This is a genomic window from Flavobacterium sp. FG139 (assembly GCF_057809695.1).
In genome coordinates, this window is record NZ_JBMDKL010000020.1 from 1 (window position 1) to 25,196 (window position 25,196).

General features: G+C 32.9%; 20 protein-coding genes and 1 tRNA gene. 15 read left to right on the plus strand and 6 right to left on the minus strand.

The features are described 5' to 3' along the window. Positions 1-43 precede the first annotated feature (43 nt). Together ACODSI_RS14085 and folB are read right to left on the minus strand one after the other, a co-directional pair. Positions 44-114 (minus strand) — tRNA-Cys (locus ACODSI_RS14085). 113 nt (positions 115-227) lie between these two features. Next, a complete protein-coding gene (folB, locus tag ACODSI_RS14090) occupies positions 228-587 on the minus strand; it encodes a dihydroneopterin aldolase (protein WP_488917501.1) in 360 nt (119 codons plus the stop codon). 125 nt (positions 588-712) lie between these two features. Here folB and ACODSI_RS14095 point away from each other — a divergent pair, with 125 nt between their 5' ends. The 4 genes from ACODSI_RS14095 to ACODSI_RS14110 all read left to right on the plus strand — a co-directional run bounded on the left by ACODSI_RS14095 (position 713) and on the right by ACODSI_RS14110 (position 3,615). Next, a complete protein-coding gene (locus tag ACODSI_RS14095; RefSeq protein WP_488917502.1) occupies positions 713-2,398 on the plus strand; it encodes a glutamine--tRNA ligase/YqeY domain fusion protein in 1,686 nt (561 codons plus the stop codon). Positions 2,399-2,677: 279 nt separating this feature from the next. After that, entirely contained in the window at positions 2,678-3,007 is a 330-nt protein-coding gene (locus ACODSI_RS14100) for a YtxH domain-containing protein (RefSeq protein WP_488917503.1), read from the plus strand. Then, positions 3,007-3,357, plus strand: a complete 351-nt coding sequence (locus ACODSI_RS14105) for a competence protein (RefSeq protein ID WP_488917504.1) — start codon at positions 3,007-3,009, stop codon at positions 3,355-3,357. Before ACODSI_RS14100 ends, ACODSI_RS14105 begins: the two co-directional genes overlap by 1 nt. 3 nt (positions 3,358-3,360) lie before the next feature. Beyond that, entirely contained in the window at positions 3,361-3,615 is a 255-nt protein-coding gene (locus tag ACODSI_RS14110; protein ID WP_488917505.1) for a DUF6327 family protein, read from the plus strand. 28 nt (positions 3,616-3,643) lie between these two features. Here the strand turns inward: ACODSI_RS14110 and ACODSI_RS14115 are convergent, their stop codons facing one another. Beyond that, entirely contained in the window at positions 3,644-4,636 is a 993-nt protein-coding gene (locus tag ACODSI_RS14115) for an SPFH domain-containing protein (protein ID WP_488917506.1), read from the minus strand. A gap of 74 nt (positions 4,637-4,710) precedes the next feature. Between ACODSI_RS14115 and ACODSI_RS14120 the strand changes: the two genes are divergently transcribed. Beyond that, entirely contained in the window at positions 4,711-5,358 is a 648-nt protein-coding gene (locus ACODSI_RS14120; protein WP_488917507.1) for an outer membrane beta-barrel protein, read from the plus strand. A gap of 35 nt (positions 5,359-5,393) precedes the next feature. Further along, on the plus strand, positions 5,394-5,984 hold the full coding sequence (locus ACODSI_RS14125) for a hypothetical protein (RefSeq protein ID WP_488917508.1): 591 nt from the start codon (positions 5,394-5,396) through the stop codon (positions 5,982-5,984). Positions 5,985-6,026: 42 nt separating this feature from the next. Here ACODSI_RS14125 and gltX read toward each other — a convergent pair whose 3' ends face one another. Next, on the minus strand, positions 6,027-7,529 hold the full coding sequence (gene gltX / locus ACODSI_RS14130; protein ID WP_488917509.1) for a glutamate--tRNA ligase: 1,503 nt from the start codon (positions 7,527-7,529) through the stop codon (positions 6,027-6,029). 189 nt (positions 7,530-7,718) lie between these two features. Here gltX and ACODSI_RS14135 point away from each other — a divergent pair, with 189 nt between their 5' ends. The 6 genes from ACODSI_RS14135 (at position 7,719) to ACODSI_RS14160 (ending at position 17,547) form a co-directional block, all read left to right on the plus strand. Next, complete coding sequence (locus ACODSI_RS14135) at positions 7,719-11,105, plus strand: hypothetical protein (protein ID WP_488917510.1); 3,387 nt, start codon at positions 7,719-7,721, stop codon at positions 11,103-11,105. Next, on the plus strand, positions 11,098-11,517 hold the full coding sequence (ybeY, locus tag ACODSI_RS14140; protein ID WP_488917511.1) for an rRNA maturation RNase YbeY: 420 nt from the start codon (positions 11,098-11,100) through the stop codon (positions 11,515-11,517). Before ACODSI_RS14135 ends, ybeY begins: the two co-directional genes overlap by 8 nt. Before the next feature lie 78 nt (positions 11,518-11,595). Next, positions 11,596-13,467, plus strand: a complete 1,872-nt coding sequence (mnmG, locus tag ACODSI_RS14145) for a tRNA uridine-5-carboxymethylaminomethyl(34) synthesis enzyme MnmG (protein WP_488917512.1) — start codon at positions 11,596-11,598, stop codon at positions 13,465-13,467. A 53-nt stretch (positions 13,468-13,520) separates the two neighbouring features. After that, positions 13,521-14,372, plus strand: a complete 852-nt coding sequence (locus ACODSI_RS14150) for a class I SAM-dependent methyltransferase (RefSeq protein WP_488917513.1) — start codon at positions 13,521-13,523, stop codon at positions 14,370-14,372. Positions 14,373-14,606: 234 nt separating this feature from the next. Further along, positions 14,607-15,185, plus strand: a complete 579-nt coding sequence (locus tag ACODSI_RS14155; protein WP_488917514.1) for an OmpH/Skp family outer membrane protein — start codon at positions 14,607-14,609, stop codon at positions 15,183-15,185. A 103-nt stretch (positions 15,186-15,288) separates the two neighbouring features. Beyond that, positions 15,289-17,547 carry a helix-turn-helix domain-containing protein gene (locus tag ACODSI_RS14160; protein ID WP_488917515.1) on the plus strand — a complete coding sequence of 753 codons (2,259 nt, stop codon included), beginning with the start codon at positions 15,289-15,291 and terminating at the stop codon, positions 17,545-17,547. Here the strand turns inward: ACODSI_RS14160 and ACODSI_RS14165 are convergent, their stop codons facing one another. Next, positions 17,548-17,931 carry a DoxX family protein gene (locus ACODSI_RS14165; protein ID WP_488917516.1) on the minus strand — a complete coding sequence of 128 codons (384 nt, stop codon included), beginning with the start codon at positions 17,929-17,931 and terminating at the stop codon, positions 17,548-17,550. It lies immediately after the preceding gene. Positions 17,932-18,011: 80 nt separating this feature from the next. Continuing rightward, entirely contained in the window at positions 18,012-19,160 is a 1,149-nt protein-coding gene (locus ACODSI_RS14170) for a DNA polymerase III subunit (protein WP_488917517.1), read from the minus strand. A 230-nt stretch (positions 19,161-19,390) separates the two neighbouring features. Between ACODSI_RS14170 and ACODSI_RS14175 the strand changes: the two genes are divergently transcribed. From ACODSI_RS14175 to ACODSI_RS14185, 3 genes are all read left to right on the plus strand, one after another. Then, positions 19,391-21,337: a hypothetical protein gene (locus tag ACODSI_RS14175; protein ID WP_488917518.1), complete on the plus strand. Its 1,947-nt coding sequence runs from the start codon at positions 19,391-19,393 to the stop codon at positions 21,335-21,337. Between the two features lie 216 nt (positions 21,338-21,553). Continuing rightward, positions 21,554-22,741, plus strand: coding sequence for a phosphoglycerate kinase (locus ACODSI_RS14180; protein ID WP_488917519.1), 1,188 nt, complete (start codon positions 21,554-21,556; stop codon positions 22,739-22,741). Positions 22,742-22,844: 103 nt separating this feature from the next. Then, a complete protein-coding gene (locus ACODSI_RS14185; protein WP_488917520.1) occupies positions 22,845-25,157 on the plus strand; it encodes a LysM peptidoglycan-binding domain-containing protein in 2,313 nt (770 codons plus the stop codon). Positions 25,158-25,196 lie beyond the last annotated feature (39 nt).

Here is a 25,196-nt window from a genome sequence, read left to right on the forward strand (position 1 = left end):
AATTCACAATAAAAAAACCTCCAAGTTTCCTTGAAGGTTTCAGAGGCATCGTCCGGATTCGAACCGGAGTAGACGGTTTTGCAGACCGGTGCCTAGCCGCTCGGCCACGACGCCATTTTTCTGGACAGCAAATATAACAAAAAGTTTAAAGTTTAAAAGTTTAAAGTTTAAAAGTTTGAAAAAACTTTATTTTTTTAAATTCGTACTTCCAACTTTGTATATCGTACTTAATTACGATATTCTTCCATTTCAATGGTAACTGCTTCTACATCACCACCAATGGGCGGATTTAGTTTAGAAACAGCAAGTAAAATTCGGGAAACAGACGGAATTTCTTTAAAGATTCTCATGATGATTCTATTAGCAACATGCTCTAGTAATTTAGAACGAATCGCCATTTCTTCTTCCACAATTTTGTTTAAAAGTACGTAATCTACTGTGTCTTTTAAGTCATCTGAAAGCGCCGATTTACGCAAATCGGTTTTAATTTCTAAATCAACACGGTAATCTGATCCAATTTTTCCTTCTTCTTCCAAACATCCGTGAAACGAAAAAGTTCTTATATTTTGTAATTTAATAGTTCCCATAATTTGTTTATTCGTTTATTTGAAAATTTGTTTATTCGTTTTTATCATTAATTGTCAAATAACCAAATCAACGATTAACCAAATCACAAACATTTATTTATCTTTGCTAAAATTACAAAATAATTATGTCAACAGAAGAAAAGTCTTTAAACTTTATTGAACAAATCATAGAAGAAGATTTAAAAAACGGATTATCAAAAGATAAGCTTCGTTTTCGTTTTCCGCCTGAACCTAACGGATATTTACACGTAGGTCATGCGAGTGCTATTTGTTTGAATTTTGGATTAGGAATTGATTATCAAGCACCAGTAAATTTACGTTTTGATGATACCAATCCAGCTAAAGAAGAACAGGAATTTGTTGATGCTATTAAAAAAGATGTAGAATGGTTGGGTTATAAATGGGCTAACGAATGTTATGCATCTGATTATTTTCAAGATTTATACGATTGGGCAATTCAGTTTATAAAAGATGGAAAAGCTTATGTGGATAGCCAAACTTCGGAAGAAATGGCCATTCAAAAAGGAACACCAACAACTCCAGGAACAGATTCTCCATACAGAAATCGTTCGGTTGAAGAGAATTTAGATTTGTTCGAACGAATGAAAAACGGTGAATTTCCAGATGGAACACATATCCTTCGTGCTAAAATAAGTATGGGTGCCAATAATATGTTGATGCGTGATCCAATTATGTATCGTATTTTACACAAACACCACCACAGAACAGGAAATAATTGGTGTATTTATCCAATGTATGACTGGGCTCACGGCGAAAGTGATTATTTAGAACAAATTTCACATTCGTTTTGTACACTTGAATTTTTGCCTCATAGAGAATTATACGATTGGTTCTTAAATCAAATTTACGATTCAAATAAAGTACGTCCAAAGCAACGAGAATTTGCTCGAAGAAATCTTTCACATACTGTCGTTTCTAAAAGAAAATTACTGCAATTGGTTCAAGAAGGACATGTTACTTCATGGGATGATCCAAGAATGAGTACCATTTCGGGAATGAGAAGACGTGGTTACACACCAGCATCAATACGAAATTTTGCCAATACTATTGGAATTGCTAAACGTACCAATTTAATTGATGTTTCACTTTTAGAATTCTGTGTTCGCGAAGATTTGAATAAAACAGCACCAAGAGTTATGGCGGTTTTGAATCCTGTGAAATTGGTAATTACAAATTATCCTGAAGGAAAAGAAGAAATTTTAGATGCTGAAAACAGTCAGGAAGATGCTAGTTTAGGATTTAGAAAAGTACCTTTTTCTAAAGAATTATACATCGAAAGAGAAGATTTTCAAGAAGAAGCCAATAAGAAATTTTTCCGTTTGACTTTAGGAACAGAAGTTCGTCTAAAAAATGCTTACATCATTAAAGGTGAAAGTGTTGTAAAAGATGCTGAAGGAAATATTACTGAAATTCATTGTACATATGACGAAGATTCAAGAAGTGGAAGCGGTACAGAAGCCAGCCAAAGAAAAGTAAAAGGAACGATTCATTGGGTTTCAATAAACCACGCCATTGAAGCTGAAGTTCGTTTGTACGACCGACTTTTTACACATGAAAATCCTGATGGCGATAAAGAAGTTGATTTTAAAGAATACATCAACCCGAATTCTTTAGAAATAATTACCGGATATTTAGAACCAAGTTTGGCAACTGCCAAAGATGGTGATAGATTTCAATTTCAACGTTTAGGTTATTATTGTGTCGATAAAGATTCGACTTCAGAAAAATTAGTTTTTAACAAAACAGTTGGCCTAAAAGATACTTGGGCAAAAGTGGAACATAAAGAATAATTTTAAAATAGATTTTACTAATAAAAAGCCGATAGAAATGTCGGCTTTTTCTATTATTGATAAATCTTATTACATATTAAAAAAACATTTGATATCACTATTAAAATTAGCTCTCATAATTCAATTTTAATCGATTTTTTAGTTTGATTCAATAGATTTTACCAACCCATCTGTAATCGTTTAAGATTTTGCTTTAAAATAAGTTTTAGATGTTTAACTACGATTTAACATCAATTCTAGAAAAGATTTCGTAATTTTAGAATAATTAAATTTATAATCATGTCAAATAAAACGAGTAATAGCATAATTGCACTTTTAGCAGGTGCCGCTATAGGAGTAGGATTGGGAATTTTGTTTGCACCTGATAAAGGTTCCAAAACAAGAGAAAAAATGAAAGAAGGTTTTGACGATTTAAAAAGTCAAGCTAAAAACAAATGGGACGATTTGGAAGAAGATACCAAAGAGAAATTTTCTAAAACAAAAGATGATTTGATTGAAACGGTAGAAGACTTACTTTCAAATTCGAGTTATAAAGCCGAAGAAGCCATTACTTTTTTAGAAGAAAAATTAGCGGAGTTAAAAAAACAAAACGCCAAATTACAGAAATAATGGCATTTGAAGAACTAAAAGAAAATACCGAAGCCATTCAAGAAAATGCTAAAGCTTTTATAGAAGCTAATATTTCTTACTATAAACTTTGGGGTTTTAAGGTGGCTATGAAGTCAACTACATTGATGTTAAAATTCTTTTTAATAGCGATGTGTTTGATGATTGTTTTGCTATTTATTTCGATAGCAGGAGCCATGGCTTTGGGACAATTATTGGGTAGTTATCCGTTAGGATTTTTGGCTGTAGCAGGAATTTATTTAGTGTTAGCATTACTCTTATTTTTAGTAAAAGATAAAATAGTGGAAGGGCCAATTCTAGAAAAATTCTCTGAAATATTTTTTAACGACTAAATTATGGAAAAGAAAAAATATTCCTCTTACGCTCAAATAGAACACGATTTGGAAATTCTCAAAGTTGAAAAAGAAATTCACTATCAAAAAATGCTTTTAAGTATTGAAAAAACTAAAGAAAGTATTCTTCCATCTAAAACAGTTTCTCTAGTTGGAACTATATATGAAAAGGTGTTTTCAGGTAGTTTTGGTACGATTTTGAAGATTGCTATTCCCTATGTAATCAATTGGTTTATAAATAGAAAAAGAGGCGATTAAGCCTCTTTTTTTTATCTAAAATTAAAAATTATTTTTGAGTTTCATCGCCATTATTAGACGTATCTGATGGATTGTAATCTAAAGACGAATGATTTCCAGTTTTCTTAACTCGTTTAGGTTGTGCTTTCATTTGTTCACCAATAATGTTTGAAGCCGTAAAACTAGTAACCATGCTATTCAACATATCACTTGCAGCTTGTGGTGAATTGGGTAACAAAATTAAGTTTGAATTAGTATCAGCACCAATCGCTTGAAGCGTGTCATAATGTTGTGTAATTACAATTAACGCTGATGCTTCTTGCGAATTAATTCCAACTTCGTTTAAAACAGCCACACTTTCTACCAAACCTTTTGCAATTTCTCTACGTTGATCGGCAATACCTTGTCCTTGAAGTTTTTTACTTTCAGCTTCCGCTTTGGCTTTGGCAACTATTCTGATTCGTTGTGCGTCCGATTCAAACATTGCAGCTGTTTTTTCTCTTTCAGCTGCATTGATTCTGTTCATGGCATTTTTTACCTGAATATCGGGATCAATATCGGTTACTAAAGTATTGATAATATCATATCCATAAGCCATCATCGCTTCGTTCAATTCGCGTTTTACAGCAATAGCAATATCATCTTTTCTCACAAATACATCATCTAAGATTAACTTCGGTACTTCAGCACGAACCACATCAAATACATAAGCTGTAATTTGATCGTGCGGGTATTCTAATTTGTAAAATGCTTCATAAACGTGTTCCTGTATTACTTTAAATTGTACCGAAACTTTCATTTTAATGAACACATTGTCTTTGGTTTGTGTTTCAATAATCACATCCAATTGTTGAATTCTCAAATTCACTCTTCCGGCAACACGGTCAATTACAGGTAATTTTAATTGTAAACCTGAATTTCGGATGCTTTCAAACTTTCCAAAACGCTCAATAACTACTGCTGTTTGTTGCTTTACCGTAAAAAAAGATGACAAGAAGACAAACAATGCAAGAACTAAAATAACAATGGTAATAGGATACATATATAATATTTTATTTGTTAATATGGTTATTATACGAGAATACTGTATGTTTGTTACAAATTAATTTTTTTAAAATGAAGAATACTTTTTTAACGATTGCATTGCTAGTTTTTACTTCTTTTGCTTTTGCACAATATCAAAATCGTGATGGAAATCGAATTGGAATTTCGGGTGGTATAAACCAAACTACTTTATTTGGTTCTAATTTCACTACCAAACCAGGCAATGGTTTTGCTGGTGGACTTTCGGTTAGAGGAAACTACTATAACAACTGGAGTATGATTTATGGAATGCAGTTTTTTGTAAACAAATTTTCGTTAGAATCAACTTTAAAACAAGATATTGATTACAGTTTATCTGGGGTTCAAGTTAGATTGTTGATGAGTTATAATATTATTCAAGACCACTTGTCATTAGATTTTGGACCTGTACTTCAGGTTAATGGTAAAATGACTCTAAAATCTACCGATGAAACTAAAACCTTAAATGGAACTTTACTTAAAGCCAATGATATTGTTGACGTTTCTAAAGTAAATGGGAATGCTTACATTGGAATATCTGGCGGTGGGAAAGTGGTTAGAGCCGTTATTTTTTATGAATATGGATTTACCAATATTTTCAACAAATTAAACAGTCAAGATGGGCTAACGCTATTAAACGGAAATAAAAGTTTTAAAGGAAACCTTGGAACTATTAGTGGTCAGATTATTTTTAATTTGTAACGATATTATTCTTTTACAACGACAATTTTGTTGCTATGAAATTAACTTATTTTTGTTACTTAATTATTGTTCTTATTTCAGGTGTTGCTTTTGCTCAGGATAAAATAGTTTTAAAAGATGGTTCGACTATTATTCCTAATAAAGAGACATTAAATATTTCTGTTTCTGGCAAAAAGGTAAAATATCAATTACCTGAAGAAAAAGGATTTAAATCTGTTAAGTTTAGTGACTTAGATTATGTGAGTTCTGACGGAAAGCTGTTAAAATCTTTCAAATTAAATAATCCTTATAAAGTTAAAACGAAAGCCGATTTAAAATTCACTTATTTTGTATTGATTGAAACCGCTCAATACAAACTGATCAGTTTAGCAATATATTACGATTTAGCACAAAGTACTAATGAAGTTATTTATTCATTAATCATAGATAATGACAATAACATTGTAGCTGATTTGTCATTTATTAGTTCTGAATTCAATCAAAAGATCTATCAAGATCAAAAGAATGCTATTGCTTTAGTGCGTAAATACTTTGGTGATTTAAAACCTGAAATGGATGCGCTAACAGTCAATGAAAAAGAAGTTAGTGAGTATTTCAAATCAGTTCAGTATAGAAAATACATCTAGAATCTTATTAAAAAAGCCCTGAACTTCAGGGCTTTTGTTTTTCTATAAACTAGCAATTGCTTTTTCCAATCGCTTGATGGTTTCGTCTTTTCCAATCAATTCGACAATATCAAAAAGATGGGGTCCTTTTAAAGCACCCACTAAACTCAGACGAAACGGTTGCATTACTTTTCCCATTCCAATTTCGTTTTTCGTCATCCAATCTTTTACAATAGTTTCAATGTTTACAGAAGTGAAATCTCCAATATTTTCTAGTACTGAAATCAATTGTTGCATTAAATTAGGTGTTTCCTCTTTCCAATTTTTTGCTGCTTTTTCATCGTAAGAGGTTGGAGCCACAAAGAAATAATCGGCTAATTCCCAAAAATCGGAAACAAAGTTAGCGCGTTCTTTTATTGAAGAAACCACTTTTGTTAAATCAATAGATGTTGAAACCCCTTTTTCAGTTAAAGTGGTAGCGAAGGCTTTCGCCAAACTTTCATCACTTTGTTTTTGCAAATACTGATGATTGAACCATTTATTTTTCTCAGGATCAAATTTTGCTCCAGCTTTGTGAACTCTATTTAAATCAAATTTTTCGGCCAATTCTTCTAACGAAAATAACTCTTGATCAGTGCCGTCATTCCAACCCAATAAGGCTAAAAAGTTAACCACAGCTTCTGGAAAAAATCCTTTTTCTCTATACCCAGATGAAACTCCTTCTTCGGTTTTCCATTCTAAAGGAAACACAGGAAATCCCATTTTATCACCATCACGTTTCGATAATTTTCCGTTACCAATGGGTTTTAAAATCAATGGCAAATGAGCAAATTCTGGAGCTTCCCAACCAAATGCTTTGTACAATAAACGATGTAATGGCATTGAGGGTAACCATTCTTCACCACGAATCACATGCGAAGTTTCCATTAAATGATCATCCACTATATTCGCTAAATGATACGTTGGCATTCCGTCCGATTTGAACAACACTTTATCGTCTAATAAATTCGTTTCAAATTTGATGTCGCCTCTAATGATATCATGCAAATGCAAGGTTTCATTCACAGGTGTTTTAAATCGGATGACATAGTCTTCACCAGCCGCAATTCGTTTATCGGTTTCTTCTTTTGAAATCACCAAAGAAGTATCTAATTTTTCACGATTGTGCCAGTTGTAAATGAAGGTTTTTCCATCAGCTTCGTGCTGTTTTCTGTGCGCATCCAAGGCTTCTGCGGTATCAAAGGCATAATAGGCCCAACCCGAATTGATCAATTGATCAGCATATTCTTTGTATAATTCTTTTCTTTCTGATTGACGATACGGCCCGAATTTTTCATTCTTTCCAACCGTTTCACTAGGTGCAATTCCTAACCAATCTAAAGCTTCTAAAATATATTCTTCTGCACCAGGAACAAAGCGATTTTGGTCGGTATCTTCAATTCGTAAATAGAAAACGCCATTATTTTTTTTAGCAAATAAGTAATTGAATAGGGCAGTACGAACACCACCAATGTGCAAAGGTCCAGTTGGACTAGGTGCAAAACGCACACGAACTTGTTTCGACATTTTAGTAAAATTTAACGTTGTTCCGTTCGGCCGAAAACGGCCTCGGGTGGTGCAAAGATAATCAGAAGTTGGAAGAAGAAAGTTTTTTAATCAGTGGAAATTTGTGAAATCGGTGTTTAGTGAAGATTTAACTTTGATGCTACGTATAAATTTGTACTTTTATCGGTTATAAATAAATGATTAACAATTTTGGAAAATCAGCACCTAATTTATAATAAACTCGAACAGTTTATTAAGAAGTTTTACACCAACGAATTGCTACGTGGAACCATTTTCTTCGTCGGAATTGGTTTGATTTATTTTCTTTTTACACTTTTTGTGGAATATTTTCTTTGGTTAAAACCAGCGGCTAGAACCGTATTGTTCTGGACGTTTATTGTCGTGGAACTTTTCTTGTTGTTGCGCTTTATTTTATTTCCAATTTTTAAATTATTCAAACTTCAAAAAGGAATTAATTATGATGATGCTTCCAAAATCATCGGAAATCACTTTACTGAAGTAGGCGATAAGTTGACCAATTTTTTACAATTATCGCAAGACACTAATAAATCAGAATTACTTTTAGCTTCTATTGATCAAAAAGCCAATACGTTACAACCGATTCCTTTTGGAAACGCCATAAATTTTGGCAAAAACAAAAAGTATTTACCTTTAGCTATTATCCCAATTTTGTTCTTTGCTTTTTTCTACATTACCGGAAACAGCAATTTTATTTCTCAAAGTTTGAATCGTGTTGTGCATTACAAAGAACAATTTTTGCCGCCAGCACCCTTTGAATTTCAACTTTTAAATAAAAACTTACAAACCGAACAAAACCAAGATTTTCTTCTGAAAGTCAAAACAGTTGGAAAAGTGGTGCCTGAAAACGCTATGATTTTTATTGGTAATGAAAGCTATTTCATGGAAAGCAACAAAGCAGGCGAATTCCAGTTTGTGATTCCGAAACCTAAAGAAAATTTAGAATTTCATATGGAAGCAAACGATGTTTCTTCACACGAATATGAGTTGAATGTGGTTACTGTTCCATCGATTGCTAATTTCGAAATGGTGTTGAATTTTCCGGGATATTTGAATAAAAAATCTGAAGTTATTAAAGGTACGGGAAATGCTGTGCTTCCCGAAGGAACTCGTGTTACTTGGCGAATGAATACGTTGGCTACTCAAAAAGTTGAATGGTTGGATGCTGCTTCAAAATTTTCATTTGCTAAACAAGACAATCAGTTTTTATGGTCTAAAAATATTGTTCAAAATACCGATTATCAAATAGTTACTTCTAACAGTAAAGTTCAGAATTACGAAAAGCTAAATTATCAGATTTCCGTGGTTAAAGATCAATTTCCGACCATTTCTGTAGGAAACGCTCCAGACAGCCTTAAAATTGAAAAAAACTATGTTTTAGGACAAGTTTCCGACGATTATGGACTTTCTAAATTGCAAGTGGTTTATTATCCTAAAGACAAGCCTAATTTGGCCAAACGTGGAACAATTGCTGTGAAGCGTGATGTGTATGATCAGTTTGTGTTTGCTTTTCCAAGTAATCTTCCTGTTGAAGAAGGTGTTTCCTATGAATATTATTTCGAAATTTTTGATAACGATGCTTTGCATAATTTCAAGAGTACAAAATCTTCCGTTTTTTCTAACAGAATTGCTACAGAAACTGAAAAAGAAGATCAAGTTTTGCAACAACAAAATGATAATATTAATTCATTAGAGAAGTCTTTAAAAACGCAAGACAAGCAATTGAACGAAATGGAGAAGTTGCAGAAAATGGGCAAAGAGAAAGACAATCTTGAATTTAAAGAACAACAAAAAGTTAATGATTTTCTTGACAAGCAAAAGAAGCAGGATGAAATGATGAAGAACTTTGCTGAGAAGATGAAAGAGAATTTGGATAAAGTTAAAACGGAAAAGAAAGATGAAGTCAAAGAACTTCTAAAAGACAGATTGGAAAAAGTCGATAAAGATTTAGAAAAGAACAAAAAGCTTTTAGACGAGCTCCAAAAACTTAATGAAAAATTAGAGAAAGATGAGTTGTTCGAAAAAATGGACAAACTTAAACAACAAAGTAAAAACCAAACCAAGAGTTTGCAACAATTAGTAGAGCTTACTAAGAAATATTATGTCGAAAAGAAAGCTGAACAAATTGCCGATAAATTAGATAAACTTTCGGAAAAACAAGATAAGTTATCTGAAAATGAAAAAGAAAATTCTACAGAAAAGCAAGAAGAAATCAATAAGGAGTTTGATAAGATTCAAGAAGAATTAAAAGAGTTAGAAAAAGACAATAAAGAATTAAAAGCACCTGTCGAGCTTCCAGATACTGCTCCAAAAGAGAAAAGTATTGATGAAGATTTAAAGAAAGCATCGGATGAATTGAAGAAAGATTCTAAAGCTGGAGCCAAGCCTAAACAAAAAAGTGCTTCCAAAAAGATGAAGCAAATGAGTCAGGATATGCAAGCCAGTATGGAAGCAGGTGATCAAGACCAAATGGAAGAAGATGTGGCAATGTTACGTCAGGTATTGGATAATCTTTTGGCGTATTCTTTCTCTCAAGAGGACGTGATGAAGCAGTTCAAAGGTTTGAAACGCGGTTCGCCTTCGTTTAATAAAAACCTTAAAATCCAACAAGATTTAAAACAACAATTCAAGCACGTTGATGATTCATTATTTGCCTTATCGTTACGTAATCCAAAAATTGCAGAAGAAGTTACAAAAGAGGTTGGTAATGTGCAATATAATATTGATAAAGCTATAGAGACTTTAGCTGATGCCAATGTTCCTAAAGGAGTTTCACATCAGCAATTTGCAACAAGTTCGGCAAATAAATTAGCTGATATGTTAGCAGCAACATTGAATAATATGCAAATGTCAATGTCGATGTCGGGTTCAGGCAAAGGAAAGCCAAAGCCAGGTCAAGGAGATGGAATGCAATTGCCAGATATTATTAAAAAACAAGAAAGTTTGGGTGAAAAAGCCAAAAAAGGAATAAAGCCTGGTCAAAAACCTGGAGAGGGAAAAGATGGAAAAAATGGTGAAAGGGAAGGTGGTAAAGAAGGCAAAGGTAAAGAGGGCAAGGATGGAAAAGGTAAAGATGGTAAGAATGGTCAAGGCAGTGGCGGTAATGGACAAGGTAATTCAGACGGAGAAAATGGTCAAGATGGTGAAGGTGATGCGAAAGCCATTATGGAAATTTATAAAGAGCAACAACAACTTAGAGAAGCCTTACAAAATGAATTAAACAAACAGGGTTTGGGTGGTCAAGGTCAAAATGCTTTAGACCAAATGAAGCAAATAGAAAAACAACTTTTAAATAAAGGTTTTAACAATGATGTTTTACAAAAGATGCTTAATCTTAAATATGAATTGTTGAAATTAGACAAAGCAGTCCAGCAACAAGGAGAGGAAAAGAAACGTCAGTCTGAAACGAATAAAAAAGATTTTACTAATGCTTCTAACGCTTTACCTACACGTTTGCAAGATTATTTGAATAGCGTTGAAATTTTAAATAGACAAACGTTACCTTTGCGCTCTAATTTTAACCAAAAAGTTCAAGAATATTTCAAAACAAATGATTAGTTTTAATTACGAATTAGATTTTCTACTTGAGAATGAAGAGCAATTTGCTTCATGGATTTCCAATGTTATTGTTTCTGAAAATAAAAAAGAAGGTGATATTAATTATATCTTTTGTGATGATGAATATTTGTTGGAAATCAACAAACAATATCTTGATCATGATTATTATACAGACATTATTAGCTTTGATTATTCTGTAGGAAATGAATTACATGGAGATATTTTCATTTCTTTGGATAGAGTTCGTGAAAATGCGTCTGATTTTAATGTTACTTTTGAAGAAGAACTCAAAAGAGTTATTATTCACGGCGTCTTACATTATTGTGGTTTTAAAGATAAATCTGATGATGAAGAACTTTTAATGCGATTGAAAGAAGATGAAAAAATCAAAATGTTCCACGTGAAACAATAAATGGTTTTGTTTCATAATTTTTTATAACGTTCCACGTGGAACAATTATAAATCGAGATGTTTCTCGTATTCAAATAAGATGTTTTTAGAAAAATACGATGTTATTGTGGTAGGTGCTGGTCATGCTGGTTGTGAAGCTGCTGCCGCTGCCGCTAATTTAGGGTGTTCAACCTTGTTGGTTACAATGAGTTTGCAAAACATTGCACAGATGTCTTGTAATCCTGCTATGGGCGGAATTGCTAAGGGGCAAATTGTTCGTGAAATTGATGCTCTAGGTGGATATTCAGGAATTGTCTCTGATAAAACCGCGATACAATTCAAGATGTTAAACAAGTCTAAAGGACCAGCAATGTGGTCGCCTAGAGTGCAGTCTGACCGCATGCGTTTTTCAGAAGAATGGCGTTTGATGTTAGAGCGAACTCCTAATCTTGACTTTTATCAAGAAATGGTTTCAGGACTGATTATCAACAACGGAAAAGTAGAAGGGGTTAAAACTTCGTTAGGCATTGAAATCAAAGCCAAAACAGTTGTACTTACAAACGGTACGTTTCTCAACGGATTAATTCATATTGGAGACAAACAGTTTGGTGGAGGTAGGGCTGGAGAAAGTGCCGCTTATGGAATCACTGAAGATTTGGTAAAAGTAGGTTTTGAATCGGGTAGAATGAAAACAGGAACGCCGCCACGAGTTGATGGTCGTTCGTTAGATTATTCTAAGATGAATGAAGAACCCGGAGATGTTAATCCTGACAAGTTTTCTTATTCAGATATTACAAAACCTTTAACACACCAAAGGCTGTGTCATATGACCTATACTTCTCTACAAGTTCATGATATTTTGCGTGAAGGATTTGATCGTTCACCAATGTTCAATGGTAGAATTAAATCATTAGGACCGAGATATTGTCCCTCTATTGAAGATAAAATTAATCGTTTTGCGGATAAAGAACGTCACCAATTGTTTATTGAACCAGAAGGATGGGATACCGTCGAAGTATACGTAAATGGATTTTCAACTTCACTTCCCGAAGATGTTCAATTTAAAGCCTTGCGTTCTGTAGCGGGATTTGAAAAAGTAAAATTTTTCCGTCCAGGCTATGCTATTGAATACGATTATTTTCCACCCACACAATTAAAACACACATTAGAAACTAAGTTAGTTCAAGGGTTATATTTTGCTGGACAAATAAACGGTACTACCGGATACGAAGAAGCAGCTTCTCAAGGAATGATGGCGGGTATTAATGCCGCATTACAAGTGAAAGAACAAGAGCCAATGATTTTGAAACGTGACGAAGCTTATATTGGTGTTTTAATTGATGATTTGATTACAAAAGGCACCGAAGAACCCTATAGAATGTTTACTTCTCGTGCTGAATATAGAACGCTATTACGACAAGATAACGCCGATCAGCGTTTAACACCAATGTCATATAAAATTGGTTTGGCTTCAGAAAAACGAATGCAACGAATGGAAGAAAAGTTTTCTAAAAGTGATGCTATGGTGAACTTTTTTAAAGAGACAAGTGTAACCATGGAAGAAGCAAATCCGATTTTGGAAGCTAAAGGTAGTTCGCCAATGGTACAATCGGATAAGATGTTTAAAGTATTCTCTCGACCACAAATTGACTTAGACGATTTTAAAAAATTTGATAAAGTTCAAAAATATATCGAAGAAAATGATCTAGACAAAGAGATAATTGAACAAGCAGAAATTAATGTGAAGTACTCAGGGTATATTGAAAAAGAACGCAATAATGCCGACAAATTAACTCGATTAGAAGATATGAAAATTCCAATTGATTTTGATTATGATAAAATTAAATCAATGTCAATTGAAGCGAAGCAAAAACTGAGCAAAATTAGACCTATAACTATTTCACAAGCCTCAAGAATTAGTGGTGTTTCGCCAAGTGATATTTCGGTATTGTTAATTTACATGGGACGATAAATTTGTTCCACGTGAAACTAACGTTGCCAAAGCCTATAAATAAAGAGAATTTAATGAATATTAAAAGCACAAAACATTATTTAAACGTAAAAGATTATTCTGTATCACAAGAAACGTTTGAATTGCTTTACAGTGAAGATTTGGATATGTTGATGACACATCCGCAACCTTCGTTGGAAAAACTTCCAAGTTATTATGAAAGTGTAGATTATATTTCACATACCGATGGGAATAAATCGGTATTTGAAAAAATGTACCAATTTGTAAAAGGAATTGCATTAAAAAATAAATTAAGACTCATCAATTCACAATCGTCTAAAGGTAGAATTTTAGATATTGGAGCTGGAGTTGGTGATTTTTTATCGGTTGCTAAAAATGATGGTTGGGAAACTATAGGTATTGAACCTAGCGATAAAGCCAAAACAATTGCTAGAAACAAAGGCGTTTCTTTTGTAGAAAATCTTTCAGAGTTAGAAAGCAACTCGTTTGATGTAATCACCATGTGGCATGTTTTAGAACATGTACCCGATTTAGAAAATCAAATTAAAGAATTAAAACGATTAATTAAACCAAATGGCACTGTAATTATTGCGGTTCCTAATTTTAAATCGTTTGATGCTGCTTATTATGGAAAGTATTGGGCTGCCTATGATGTTCCAATTCATTTGTGGCATTTTTCTAAAACAGCAATTCAAAAATTGTTTGCTAAAGAAAATTTAGAACTAGTAAAAGTACTTCCAATGAAATTTGATAGTTTTTATGTGAGTTTATTATCTGAAAAATATAAAACCGGAAAAATGAATTTCATCAAAGCTTTTTTCATCGGATTGAAATCAAATTGGAAAGGAAACCAAAATTCTGAATATTCTTCTCATATTTATGTGTTAAAGAACACCAAAAACTAAAATAAAAGCGATTTTTGAATTAAAATCAACTTAACCATGTTAAGGGTGCTTTAGGTCTAAAATACATTTTAAAACGCTTTATTTAAAGCCAATATTAATAGAACCTGACTATATCAAATTAAAAAACAATAACAAATTATTATATTAATAAAAACCGCTCAATTTTATAACTTTTTATCTTTTCAGTTTAAAATTTTATACTTTTGGCAAATAGTAAAAATTAACAAATTAGAAATGAAAAAAATTATAGTATGTGTTGCTCTAGCAGTTGTAATGGTTTCTTGTAACAAAACGACTGACGCAAAAGATTTTAAAACCGCTTATATTGATACTAATAAATTATTAGAAGAATCTACAGAAGCCAAAGACTTAAAAGCGAAATACGAAGATATTGCTAGTGAGAAAGACAGTAGAATTAAAGTTGAAGTAGATAAATTAGAAGCTGAGAAAAAGGCTTTTGAAGCTAATGCTCAAAAAAATGGTCAGGCTTGGGCTCAACAAAAATATGGCGAGTTACAACAAAGAGAACAACAAATTCAATATGCGCAACAGTCTGTTATTCAGCAACTTCAAAGTCAACATAGCGTTGAAATGGATTCTATAATAACCAAATATAAAAAGGTTTTTAAAGAATATGGAAAAGAAAAAGGCTACGATTATGTCTTTGGTACTGGTGAAGCAGCCAATGTCTTGTATGCTAAAGACCAATATGATGTAACGAAAGATATCATTAAATTAGTCAATGATAAATACAAATCAGAAGATAAAAAAGAAGATAAACCTTCTGAGAAAAAAGTGGAACCAAAAAAATAAATTGAATCTGATATAGTTTCAAAAACGTCTTCCTTTTAGAAGGCGTTTTTTGTTTGTATATTGATTAGCAAACGTTTATATTTGTTTATCTAAAATATCAGCCATGGAATTTGTCTCCGCCGAAGCAAAATATGTATTGCAATTTATCAACCAAACCAACCGTTCCATTTTCCTTACGGGAAAAGCAGGAACAGGAAAAACCACACTTCTTAAAGAAATTATTCAAACTACACATAAAAATTGTGTAGTTGTAGCACCAACAGGAATAGCAGCCTTAAATGCAGGTGGGGTAACTATTCATTCAATGTTTCAACTGCCATTTGGTGGATTTCTTCCGGACAACTCTTCTCCACAGTTTACTCAAAATTCTAAGTTTGAAAGTCGGGCAACCTTACGCAGACATTTCAAAATGAGCAGTTTAAAGAAATCAGTCATCCGAAATATGGAACTGCTTATCATTGACGAAGTAAGTATGTTGCGCTCCGATTTATTAGATGCTATGGATTTCATGATGCAATCGGTTCGTAAAAATAATCGTGCTTTTGGAGGTGTACAAGTCTTGTTTATAGGCGATTTATTGCAACTTCCACCAGTAGTTCGAGATGACGAATGGCGCACCTTACGCAATTATTACAAAGGAAAATTCTTTTTTCATGCTCATGTAATTGAACAAAATCCACCACTGTACATCGAATTATCTAAGATTTTTCGTCAAACGGATGATCAGTTTATATCGGTATTGAACAACCTTCGAAACAATAGAATTTCATCTAGTGACATTCAGGTTTTAAACCAGTTTGTGCAACCCAATTTTGATTTTAAAAAAAATAAAGGCTACATCACTTTAACCACTCATAATACTAAAGCAGATGCTTTAAACATACAATCATTACAAGATTTACCTGGAATACAACATGCCTATTTAGCTGAAATTACTGGCGATTTTCCGGATAAAATTTATCCGTTAGAAGAACGATTGGAATTGAAAATTGATACGCAAATTATGTTTATAAAAAATGATTCGTCCTTAGAAAAAAAATTCTTTAACGGAAAAATGGGGGTTATAAAATCGTTGTCTGAACGAGAAATTTTGGTGCATTTTCCTGATGAGAATAAAACAATTGAAGTGGAAAAATACGAATGGCAAAACATTCGTTATTTGGTAAACGAAAATACCAAAGAAATTGAAGAAGAAGTTTTGGGTACGTTTGTACATTATCCTATCAAATTGGCTTGGGCAATTACGGTTCATAAAAGCCAAGGATTAACTTTTGACAAAGCTGCGCTTGATGTTTCGCAAGTTTTTCTTCCGGGCCAAGCCTATGTAGCTCTTTCGCGTTTACGTTCGTTAAACGGCCTTATTTTACTTTCTCCAATTCAAATGAACGGAATTTCCAACGACCAAGAGGTGATGGAGTATGCCACAAATAAAGCCACCGAGGAAATTCTAGAAGTTGCTTTGCAAAAAGAAACGCATGATTTTTTTCACCATTATTTAATTAACAGTTTTGATTGGTCTAATTTAGTTCAAGAATGGCGCAATCATCAGTACAGTTATAACGATAAATCGGAAGTTTCGGAAAAATCCAAACATGCTTTTTGGGCTAAAAAACAAGTGGATGATTTGGAAAAATTAATTGATCCGTCGAGAAAATTCATGTCGCAATTGAATAAACTTTTTTCCGAAAAGTTGGATTTACATTTTGTAAACGATCGCATTCAAGCCGCAATCAATTATTTTTTACCCACGATGGATCGTTTGGTATATGAAGTTTTATGGAAATTAGAAGAAGTAAAACGGATCAAAAAGGTAAAGGCCTATTATGAAGAATTATTGGTTTTAGAAGAACTTCAAATCAAAGCCGTTTTGAAATTGATGAAAGCTAAATTGTTGATAGAAACGGTAGCTCACGGAGAAACCATTTCTAAGGAAAAGTTGTCGTCAGAAGAAATTCGATGGTATAAAATTCAAAAGCTAGAATTTATTCAAAAGGAATTCAAAAATGCCAATATCACACTGATTGAAAATGAAGGCGAAATCAATCGATATGAGAAAAAGAAAAAAACGAAAGAACCCAAAAAATCTACGGTTCAAGAAACGTATGAATTGTGGATGCAACAAAATTCTATCAAAGAAATTGCCGCTATTAGAAAGTTAACTTCACAAACCATTAGTAATCATTTAGCCAAATTAATCGAGTCGGAAACCATCAAAATATCAGATGTGTTACCAGAAGATAAAATTCAAGAATTAGCAAAAGCTTTCAAAGGGTATAAGGAAGAAACGCTAAACGGTTTGAAAGAAAAATATGGTGACACTTTTACCTGGGACGAATTGAAGTTGTATAAGGCGAGTTTGTAATTAGCTCAACCAAAAAACACCCATTACAGCAATTATAAAGTAAATTGCAATAGTTCGAGCACCATCAAAATCTTTAGCCAACCGTTGGCCAAATAGCATCAACAGCAATGTCACACAGGAGTAAACCGCGCCATAAAAGCCAAACATTCTTCCGCCATTGATGTATAATTCAACGATTCCAACCAGGCAAGAGATGCTCGTTACAATTTCAAAAAAAACTAATATTCCGGTAGCTAAAGGCACATAATTTTTCAAAAGAGTTTTTTCAAAATGAGGTTTCATCCAAGCCATATTTTCATTCCAATGAAAAAGTTTGTCATGGGCCGACATTATAAAAGTTACAGCTAGAAAAACTAAAACCAAAACCGAAGCAGTATTATTCATGATACTAAAATTTTAATAGTAAAATTAGTGTAATTTTTTGAAAATAAATAATTTAAGTTATTATTGAGATTGTCATAAATTTAATTTTTATGAATTAAACGAGTTAATTTTATGGACAAATCAGTCAGTATAATTTTAGCATTTCCATTGCGTTCTATATGATAAGATGCATCAGAAAGTTCTTTAAAAATTTCTGAAATGTTATTTCCAGTTACAAAAGGAGCAAATTTTTCTAACTTAAAATTTTCAACAGAAGGTTCCATATAAACTAATTTTTCAGCTTGATAATTCAACAATAAAGCTTGTCGAAACATGTCGATGCAATAGTTTAAAAATTTCTTTTGCGCTTCACGACCTAAACTTGCAATTTGTTCGCTCCAAGTAATTAAATCCTGAATGGCTGCAGCATTTCCTTTCGCTCTAAAAGCAGCACGAACCCAATCCACAAACCATTTTTCAAAAGGCAATTCGTCGTTGTCTTCTTTTAAAATATGCAAGGCTTTGCTGTAATTTCCTTGTGCTTGATGGGCAATTTTAAAGGCTAATTTTTCATCAATATTTTCACGTGAAACTAAAGCTTCTGTAATGATATTTTCGGGCAAACCGTTAAAATGCAATACTTGACAGCGTGATCGAATGGTTTGAATGATGTCTTCTTCGTTTTCAGAAATTAAAATAAAAACTGTTTTGTCCGTTGGTTCTTCTAATAATTTCAAAAGTTTGTTGGAAGCTGCAATGTTCATTTTATCGGCCATCCAAATGATCATTATTTTATAACTTCCCTCCAACGATTTTAAGGCTAAAGCTTTCAGAATTTCTTGTGCATCGTCAACCCGAATTTCTCCTTGTTTGTTTTGAACGCCTAACATTTTGTACCAATCAAACAAACTTCCATAACTATTTTCCGAAATAAACTGACGCCATTCCTGAATAAAATCCAAACTTTTGGGTTTCGATTTTACATCTTCAGTCGATACAGTTGGATATACAAAATGTAAATCAGGATGTGATAAGTGATTGAATTTCAAGTTACAAGATTCATTTGTACCAGAATTATCAGTACCTTTATTCTGGCAAACAATATACTGAGCGTAAGCTATTGCCATAGCCAACGTCCCTGATCCTTCTGGACCGATAAAAAGTTGAGCATGGGGAATTCTGCCTTGACTTGCGCTCTTAATCAAGTGATTTTTAATGTGTTCGTGACCTAAAATTTCTGAAAACTGCATAAGCAAATATAGTAGAAAAAAGTTGTTTTGAAGCCAATCTATTTATTATTACAGACCTTTTAAGCATTTTATTTACACTCAAATATAAGAAAAAATCCATATTTAAAATAAAAAAATGCATTTCGTCGATAAAAATATACATTTTATCGATTTTTATTTATAGCTTTGTATCATTGAAAATCAATAGTAGGAATTGTTTTTAAAATATTTAATCTTAAAAACGAATTAATATGAAAACACAGATGATGAAACGAAAACTATATACCATTCTTTTTTTCACATTATCCTCGGCTTCATTTGCCCAACTTTCGGTTCCATTCAAAATGAGATATCAGGGTTTTGTAAAAGGAGACATGTCGGTAATTGCAAATAATATTGTGAACAGAGTGGATTATAATAATGGATCCAATCAACCTTATTACAATCATACGAATTCGGCCAAATTGAACGATGAGTTTGATATGGAATACATTGATATTGACAACGACGAAGATACTTTTTCATCCAGTAGTGCTGAATTACTTTTGGAACAACCAAGCCGCAAAAGAATTGTGTATGCGGGTTTATATTGGTCGGCAACTTATAAATACGAATCTGGTTTTCAAAAAAATGAAGATAAATTCGTCGCAGACAATCCAGCAAGAGCTTCATTCTCTAATGTAAAACTGAAACTTCCAAACCAAGAAAAGTACGTTGATATTTCAGGCCAAATTGTTTTTGACGGAAAAGACAGTAAAGACTTTAAAGAATCTGCGCCTTATGTTGTCTATGCAGATGTTACAAATTATGTCAAAAAATTATCAAATCCAGCTGGAATTTATACGGTTGCTAATGTTAGAGCAACGCAAGGAAAATTAAGTGGTGGAGTAGCTGCAGGTTGGACTTTATTTGTGGTTTATGAAGACGATTCTATGTCGGGTAAAAACATTACCAGTTACGATGGATTTGCCGGAGCTACAGACAAACCAGTAGATATTTTGTTTAATGGTTATGAAACACTAAAGACAGGAAATGTTTCGGCTAAAATTGCTTTTGCAACGCTTGATGGTGATTCTAATGTTGCCGGCGATCAATTATTGTTTAGTGCTAATAACGGAAAAACATTTTCACCATTAAGCAACACACTTCGAAAAGACACAAATTTTTTTAACAGTTGTATTACGATTGAAAATAAGTATTTTTTAAATCGTTTTCCAGACAGCAAAAACACTTTAGGGTATGACACAGCCTTATTTACAATTCCAAATGCTAACAACAGTCTAATTGCCAACGGAAATACCCAATCCATTTTAAGACTAAAAACTTCTGGAGATAAAGTAGGTATGTTTTTTAATGCCTTTTCTGTAGAAACAATGGCCAGTTCAAATGATACTACTGGTATTGTTGATGAAAACATTTTAGTTTCAAACGATGATAATGTTCTCAAGGTTACCACCCTTAATGGTATGGTGAAATTTGTACCAGCTAACAATGATTTGTTGAATGATGGTTCGAAAACAACATCATCATTTAATAGAATTAGTAGAGATAAAAACATTGAAGCAAAGAAAAGAATTATTGAAATTCAGATTTTGAGTGCCTCTAAATTAGACGTTGGATATTACATTATTGCAAACATTTACAAGACCGAAGACGATGCTAAAAAGTTTGTTACTTATCTTGGACTAAAACATATTGATGCTGAATTTTTTACCAATTCATTGAATAATTACAAATATGTTTATCTTAAAAAAACAGAAAGTCAAAAAGAAGCCATCGATTTATATAGTTCAAATATGAACGATAGTTATAATGAAAGAATGCAAATACTGGCGGTGAACAAAAGCGATATGGAATTAATTTCAGAAGCTAAAGATTCAGGTAAAACCAAAGAGCCATACGAAATTCAATCGGCAATCATACCCAATGAATCGAGCGCTTATTACATTGTAGCTAATGTGTTTTTACATGAAGAAAATGCTACGAAATTCATGAATCAGTTAAAAGCTAGCGGACTAAATCCACATCTTTTAGTCAATCCACAAAACAATTATAATTATGTTTATCTAGAAAAAGAATTAATAGAACAAAATGCTATAAGCTTATACCTTTCTAAATTAAACAACACCTATTTGGGTAAAATATGGATATTATCCGTTAATAACAATAACAGAACCATCACATCCAATGACGATTAATATTATAGTTTACGGTATCTACACCTCTCTAAAAAAACGAAAAAATATGTTTCCATATATTTGGAGAGAAATGGAAAAAAAGTCTAATGTTTTTCGGTTCAATTCAATCGTGACGAGTGTTGATGATGACGAAAATGATAACTAACATTACTCATTTTTATTCAAAAACAAAATACTTATATTTGCAGATTAATATCAATTAATACTGTAAATCAGATGAAAACCGTAAACGATTTCAATTTCAACAATAAAAAAGCCTTAATTAGAGTAGATTTCAACGTTCCATTGGATGAAAATTTTAAGGTAACTGATGTCAACAGAATTGAAGGCGCCAAGCCCACAATAGACAAAATTCTTGCCGATGGAGGAAGTGTGATTTTGATGTCGCACTTAGGAAGACCTAAAGGAAAAGAAGAAAAATATTCGTTAAAACATATCGTTAAAACTACTTCAGAAGTTCTTGGGGTTCCCGTTCATTTTGCTTCCGATTGTCGTGGCGATGTAGCGCAACAAGCCGCTTCAAACTTACAACCAGGCCAAGTTTTATTGTTAGAAAATTTACGTTTTTATTCAGAAGAAGAAGCCGGAGATGTGGCTTTTGCGAAAGAATTAGCTTCTCTTGGAGATGTGTATGTAAATGATGCCTTCGGAACCGCGCATAGAGCCCATGCTTCTACAACCATAATTGCTCAATTTTTTCCAAATCATAAATGTTTCGGATTGCTTTTAGCGAAAGAAATAGAAAGTTTAAACCGTGTTTTAAATAACTCTGTTAAACCAGTAACGGCAGTTTTAGGAGGTTCTAAAGTGTCTTCTAAAATTACAGTTATCGAAAATATACTGGATAAAGTAGATCACATGATTATTGGCGGCGGAATGACTTTTACATTCATTAAAGCCTTAGGCGGAAAAGTTGGGGATTCGATCTGTGAAGATGATAAAATGGATTTAGCCTTAGAAATTTTACATCAAGCCAAACTAAAAAATGTACACATTCACATTCCGGTTGACGTGGTTGCTGCTAATGCTTTTTCAAACGATGCCGAAACTCAATTTGTTGACGTTCGCGAAATTCCAGACGGCTGGCAAGGATTGGACGCTGGACCAAAATCATTAGAAAATTTCAGAAAAATTATAATGGAATCTAAGACCATTCTTTGGAACGGACCATTGGGTGTTTTTGAAATGGAAAAATTTGCGCACGGAACAATAGCTTTAGGAGAATATATTGCTGAATCTACTGCTAATGGGGCTTTCTCATTAGTAGGTGGTGGCGACTCAGTAGCGGCTGTAAAACAATTCGGATTAGAAGATAAAATGAGCTACGTATCTACTGGTGGTGGCGCTATGTTGGAAATGTTAGAAGGTAGAATTTTACCTGGAATTCAGGCAATTTTAGACTAGTTTGTTGATTTTAACAATAAATAAACAACTTTATACGTTATAAGGTAGTATGTTTGCAAAAAGCTTAATATGCTGATTAACATTCCATTGACAAAATTATAATATGACTATAAAAAATAAACTAACTTCGATTCTTTTAGTTGCTTCTGCTACGTTTTACGGGCAGGAAGTGGCTTCTAATCAAGATTCGATTGTAAAAAAAGAAGTAAAAATCTCCTACCTAGATTCGATAAAAGCAACGTTCGTTAACGACGAAATGGCGTCTTGTATCGATAGCCTTTGGATGAAAGAATTAGCTTCGCTTGACGTCTATGACGAAATGGCTTCTGACATTAAAAACGTTGACGTTGACCAAAAAGTAGACTTCGAATTACCAACAGAACTATTAAAAGAACGTTTGAAGAAATTGGATGAAAAATCACCATTCAATATCGAATATAACGTTGGTTTAGAAAATGTTATCAAATCATTTCTAAAAAACAGAAGAAAATCTTTCGAACGATTATTAGGTATTTCACAGTATTATTTTCCGCTTTTTGAAGAAGAATTAGCAAAAAATAATATTCCACTGGAGATTAAATACTTAGCAGTGGTAGAATCCGCTTTAAATCCTAGAGCAGTATCACGAGTTGGCGCAACTGGATTATGGCAATTTATGTTTCAAACAGGAAAACAATACGGATTAGGAATTGATTCGTATGTTGACGATAGAAACGATCCGTTAAAAGCAAGTCAGGCCGCCTCACAATACATGAACAATATGTATAAAATTTTTGGCGACTGGGATTTGGTGTTAGCTTCCTACAATTCAGGGCCAGGAAATGTTGCCAAAGCGATTCGTCGTTCGGGCGGACAACAAAATTATTGGAACATCCGAAAAAATTTACCCAAAGAAACACAAGGCTATTTACCAGCATTCTTGGCAACGATGTACATTTTTGAGTATCACAAAGAGCACGGAATTGTTCCTAATAAGGCCATTGCTAATCTATTTGCTACCGATACGGTTATGATTAAAAAACACATGACTTTTAAACAAATATCTGATTTGTTAGATGTTCCTGTGGCTGAAATTCAATTCTTTAATCCATCGTATAAGCGAAATGAAATTCCGCATATTTCTGGTCAAACTACTTTTTTAAGATTGCCAAAAGATAAAATTGCTGTGTTTACTTCTAACGAAGATAAAGTATATGCTTATGTAGATTACATTGAAAGCAAAAGAGAACGTCCCTACGAAAGAATCGCAACCGTTCGTCAAAAAGACACAACAAGTACTGGAATTGCGAATCAAGAATTTACAACTCGAACCAAATTTCACAAAGTGAAACGAGGTGAAAATTTAAGCGAAATTGCTAGCAAGTATGATGTTTCTGTAGCCGATTTAAAATCATGGAATCATTTGAGAAGCAATAAAGCACCCAAAGGAAGAAGCTTGAAAATTGTTTCTACTGAAAGAATAGCTTATAAAGGTAAGGAAGAATCTATAAAAGACACAGCATCTGTTAAGCAAATTTCTGCTACTTCTAAAGAAAAAAATACAGCAGTTGCGAGTAAAGAACCAAAAACGGAGAAAGTTTTCAAAACTGAAAAAGTCGTTACTTACAAAGATGTTACCAAGGTTCATAAAGTAAAAAGTGGTGATAATTTAGGTGCTATAGCTTCCAAATATGATGTTTCTGTAGCAGAAATTAAAAAATGGAATAAGTTAAAAGGTGATAATATTGGTTTGGGTGTTAATTTAAAAATCATCAAAAACGAAAAAGTAATCACTACTGTCAAAAAGGAAATTAAACAACCATTGTCAGACAAAAATGAAGCGTTAGCGTCTAATGATCACAAAGGTTTAAAGTCGGAAAACTATTATACAGTGGCCAAAGGTGATAATCTTTTTACGGTTGCTAAAAAGAATAACGTCACTATTGAAAACATTAAAGAATGGAATAATTTAGCGGACAACAATGTAAAAGTTGGAACGCAATTAATCATTTCTGATCAAAGTTTAGCCGAAGCAAAAGAAGATGAAAATCGATCAAAAGCTGAGGTTAAAAATATTGAACATATTGTTGCAAAAGGCGAATATTTAGGAACCATTGCCAGAAAATATAACGTTTCTATAAACGATATTTTAGAATGGAATTCACTTTCTGATAGCAACATTAAGTTAGGTGATAAGTTAATTGTTGGTAAAGAAGAAATAGCTTCAACCACAATTAAAGACAAAAAAGCTAAAAAAGAGGCGTATGCTGTTAACGACAAAAATGCCAAAGAGAGTCTTTATCAAGTAAGAAAAGGCGATACCCTTTTAAAAATTTCCCAAAAATTCCCTGGTGTCACTATTGCCGACATCAAAAAATGGAACAATATCAAAGGCGAAAGTATTAAACCGGGAATGAAATTAAAAATAAACGGATAATACAAAAATCTTCTATAAATTTGGGCTTTATTTCACATC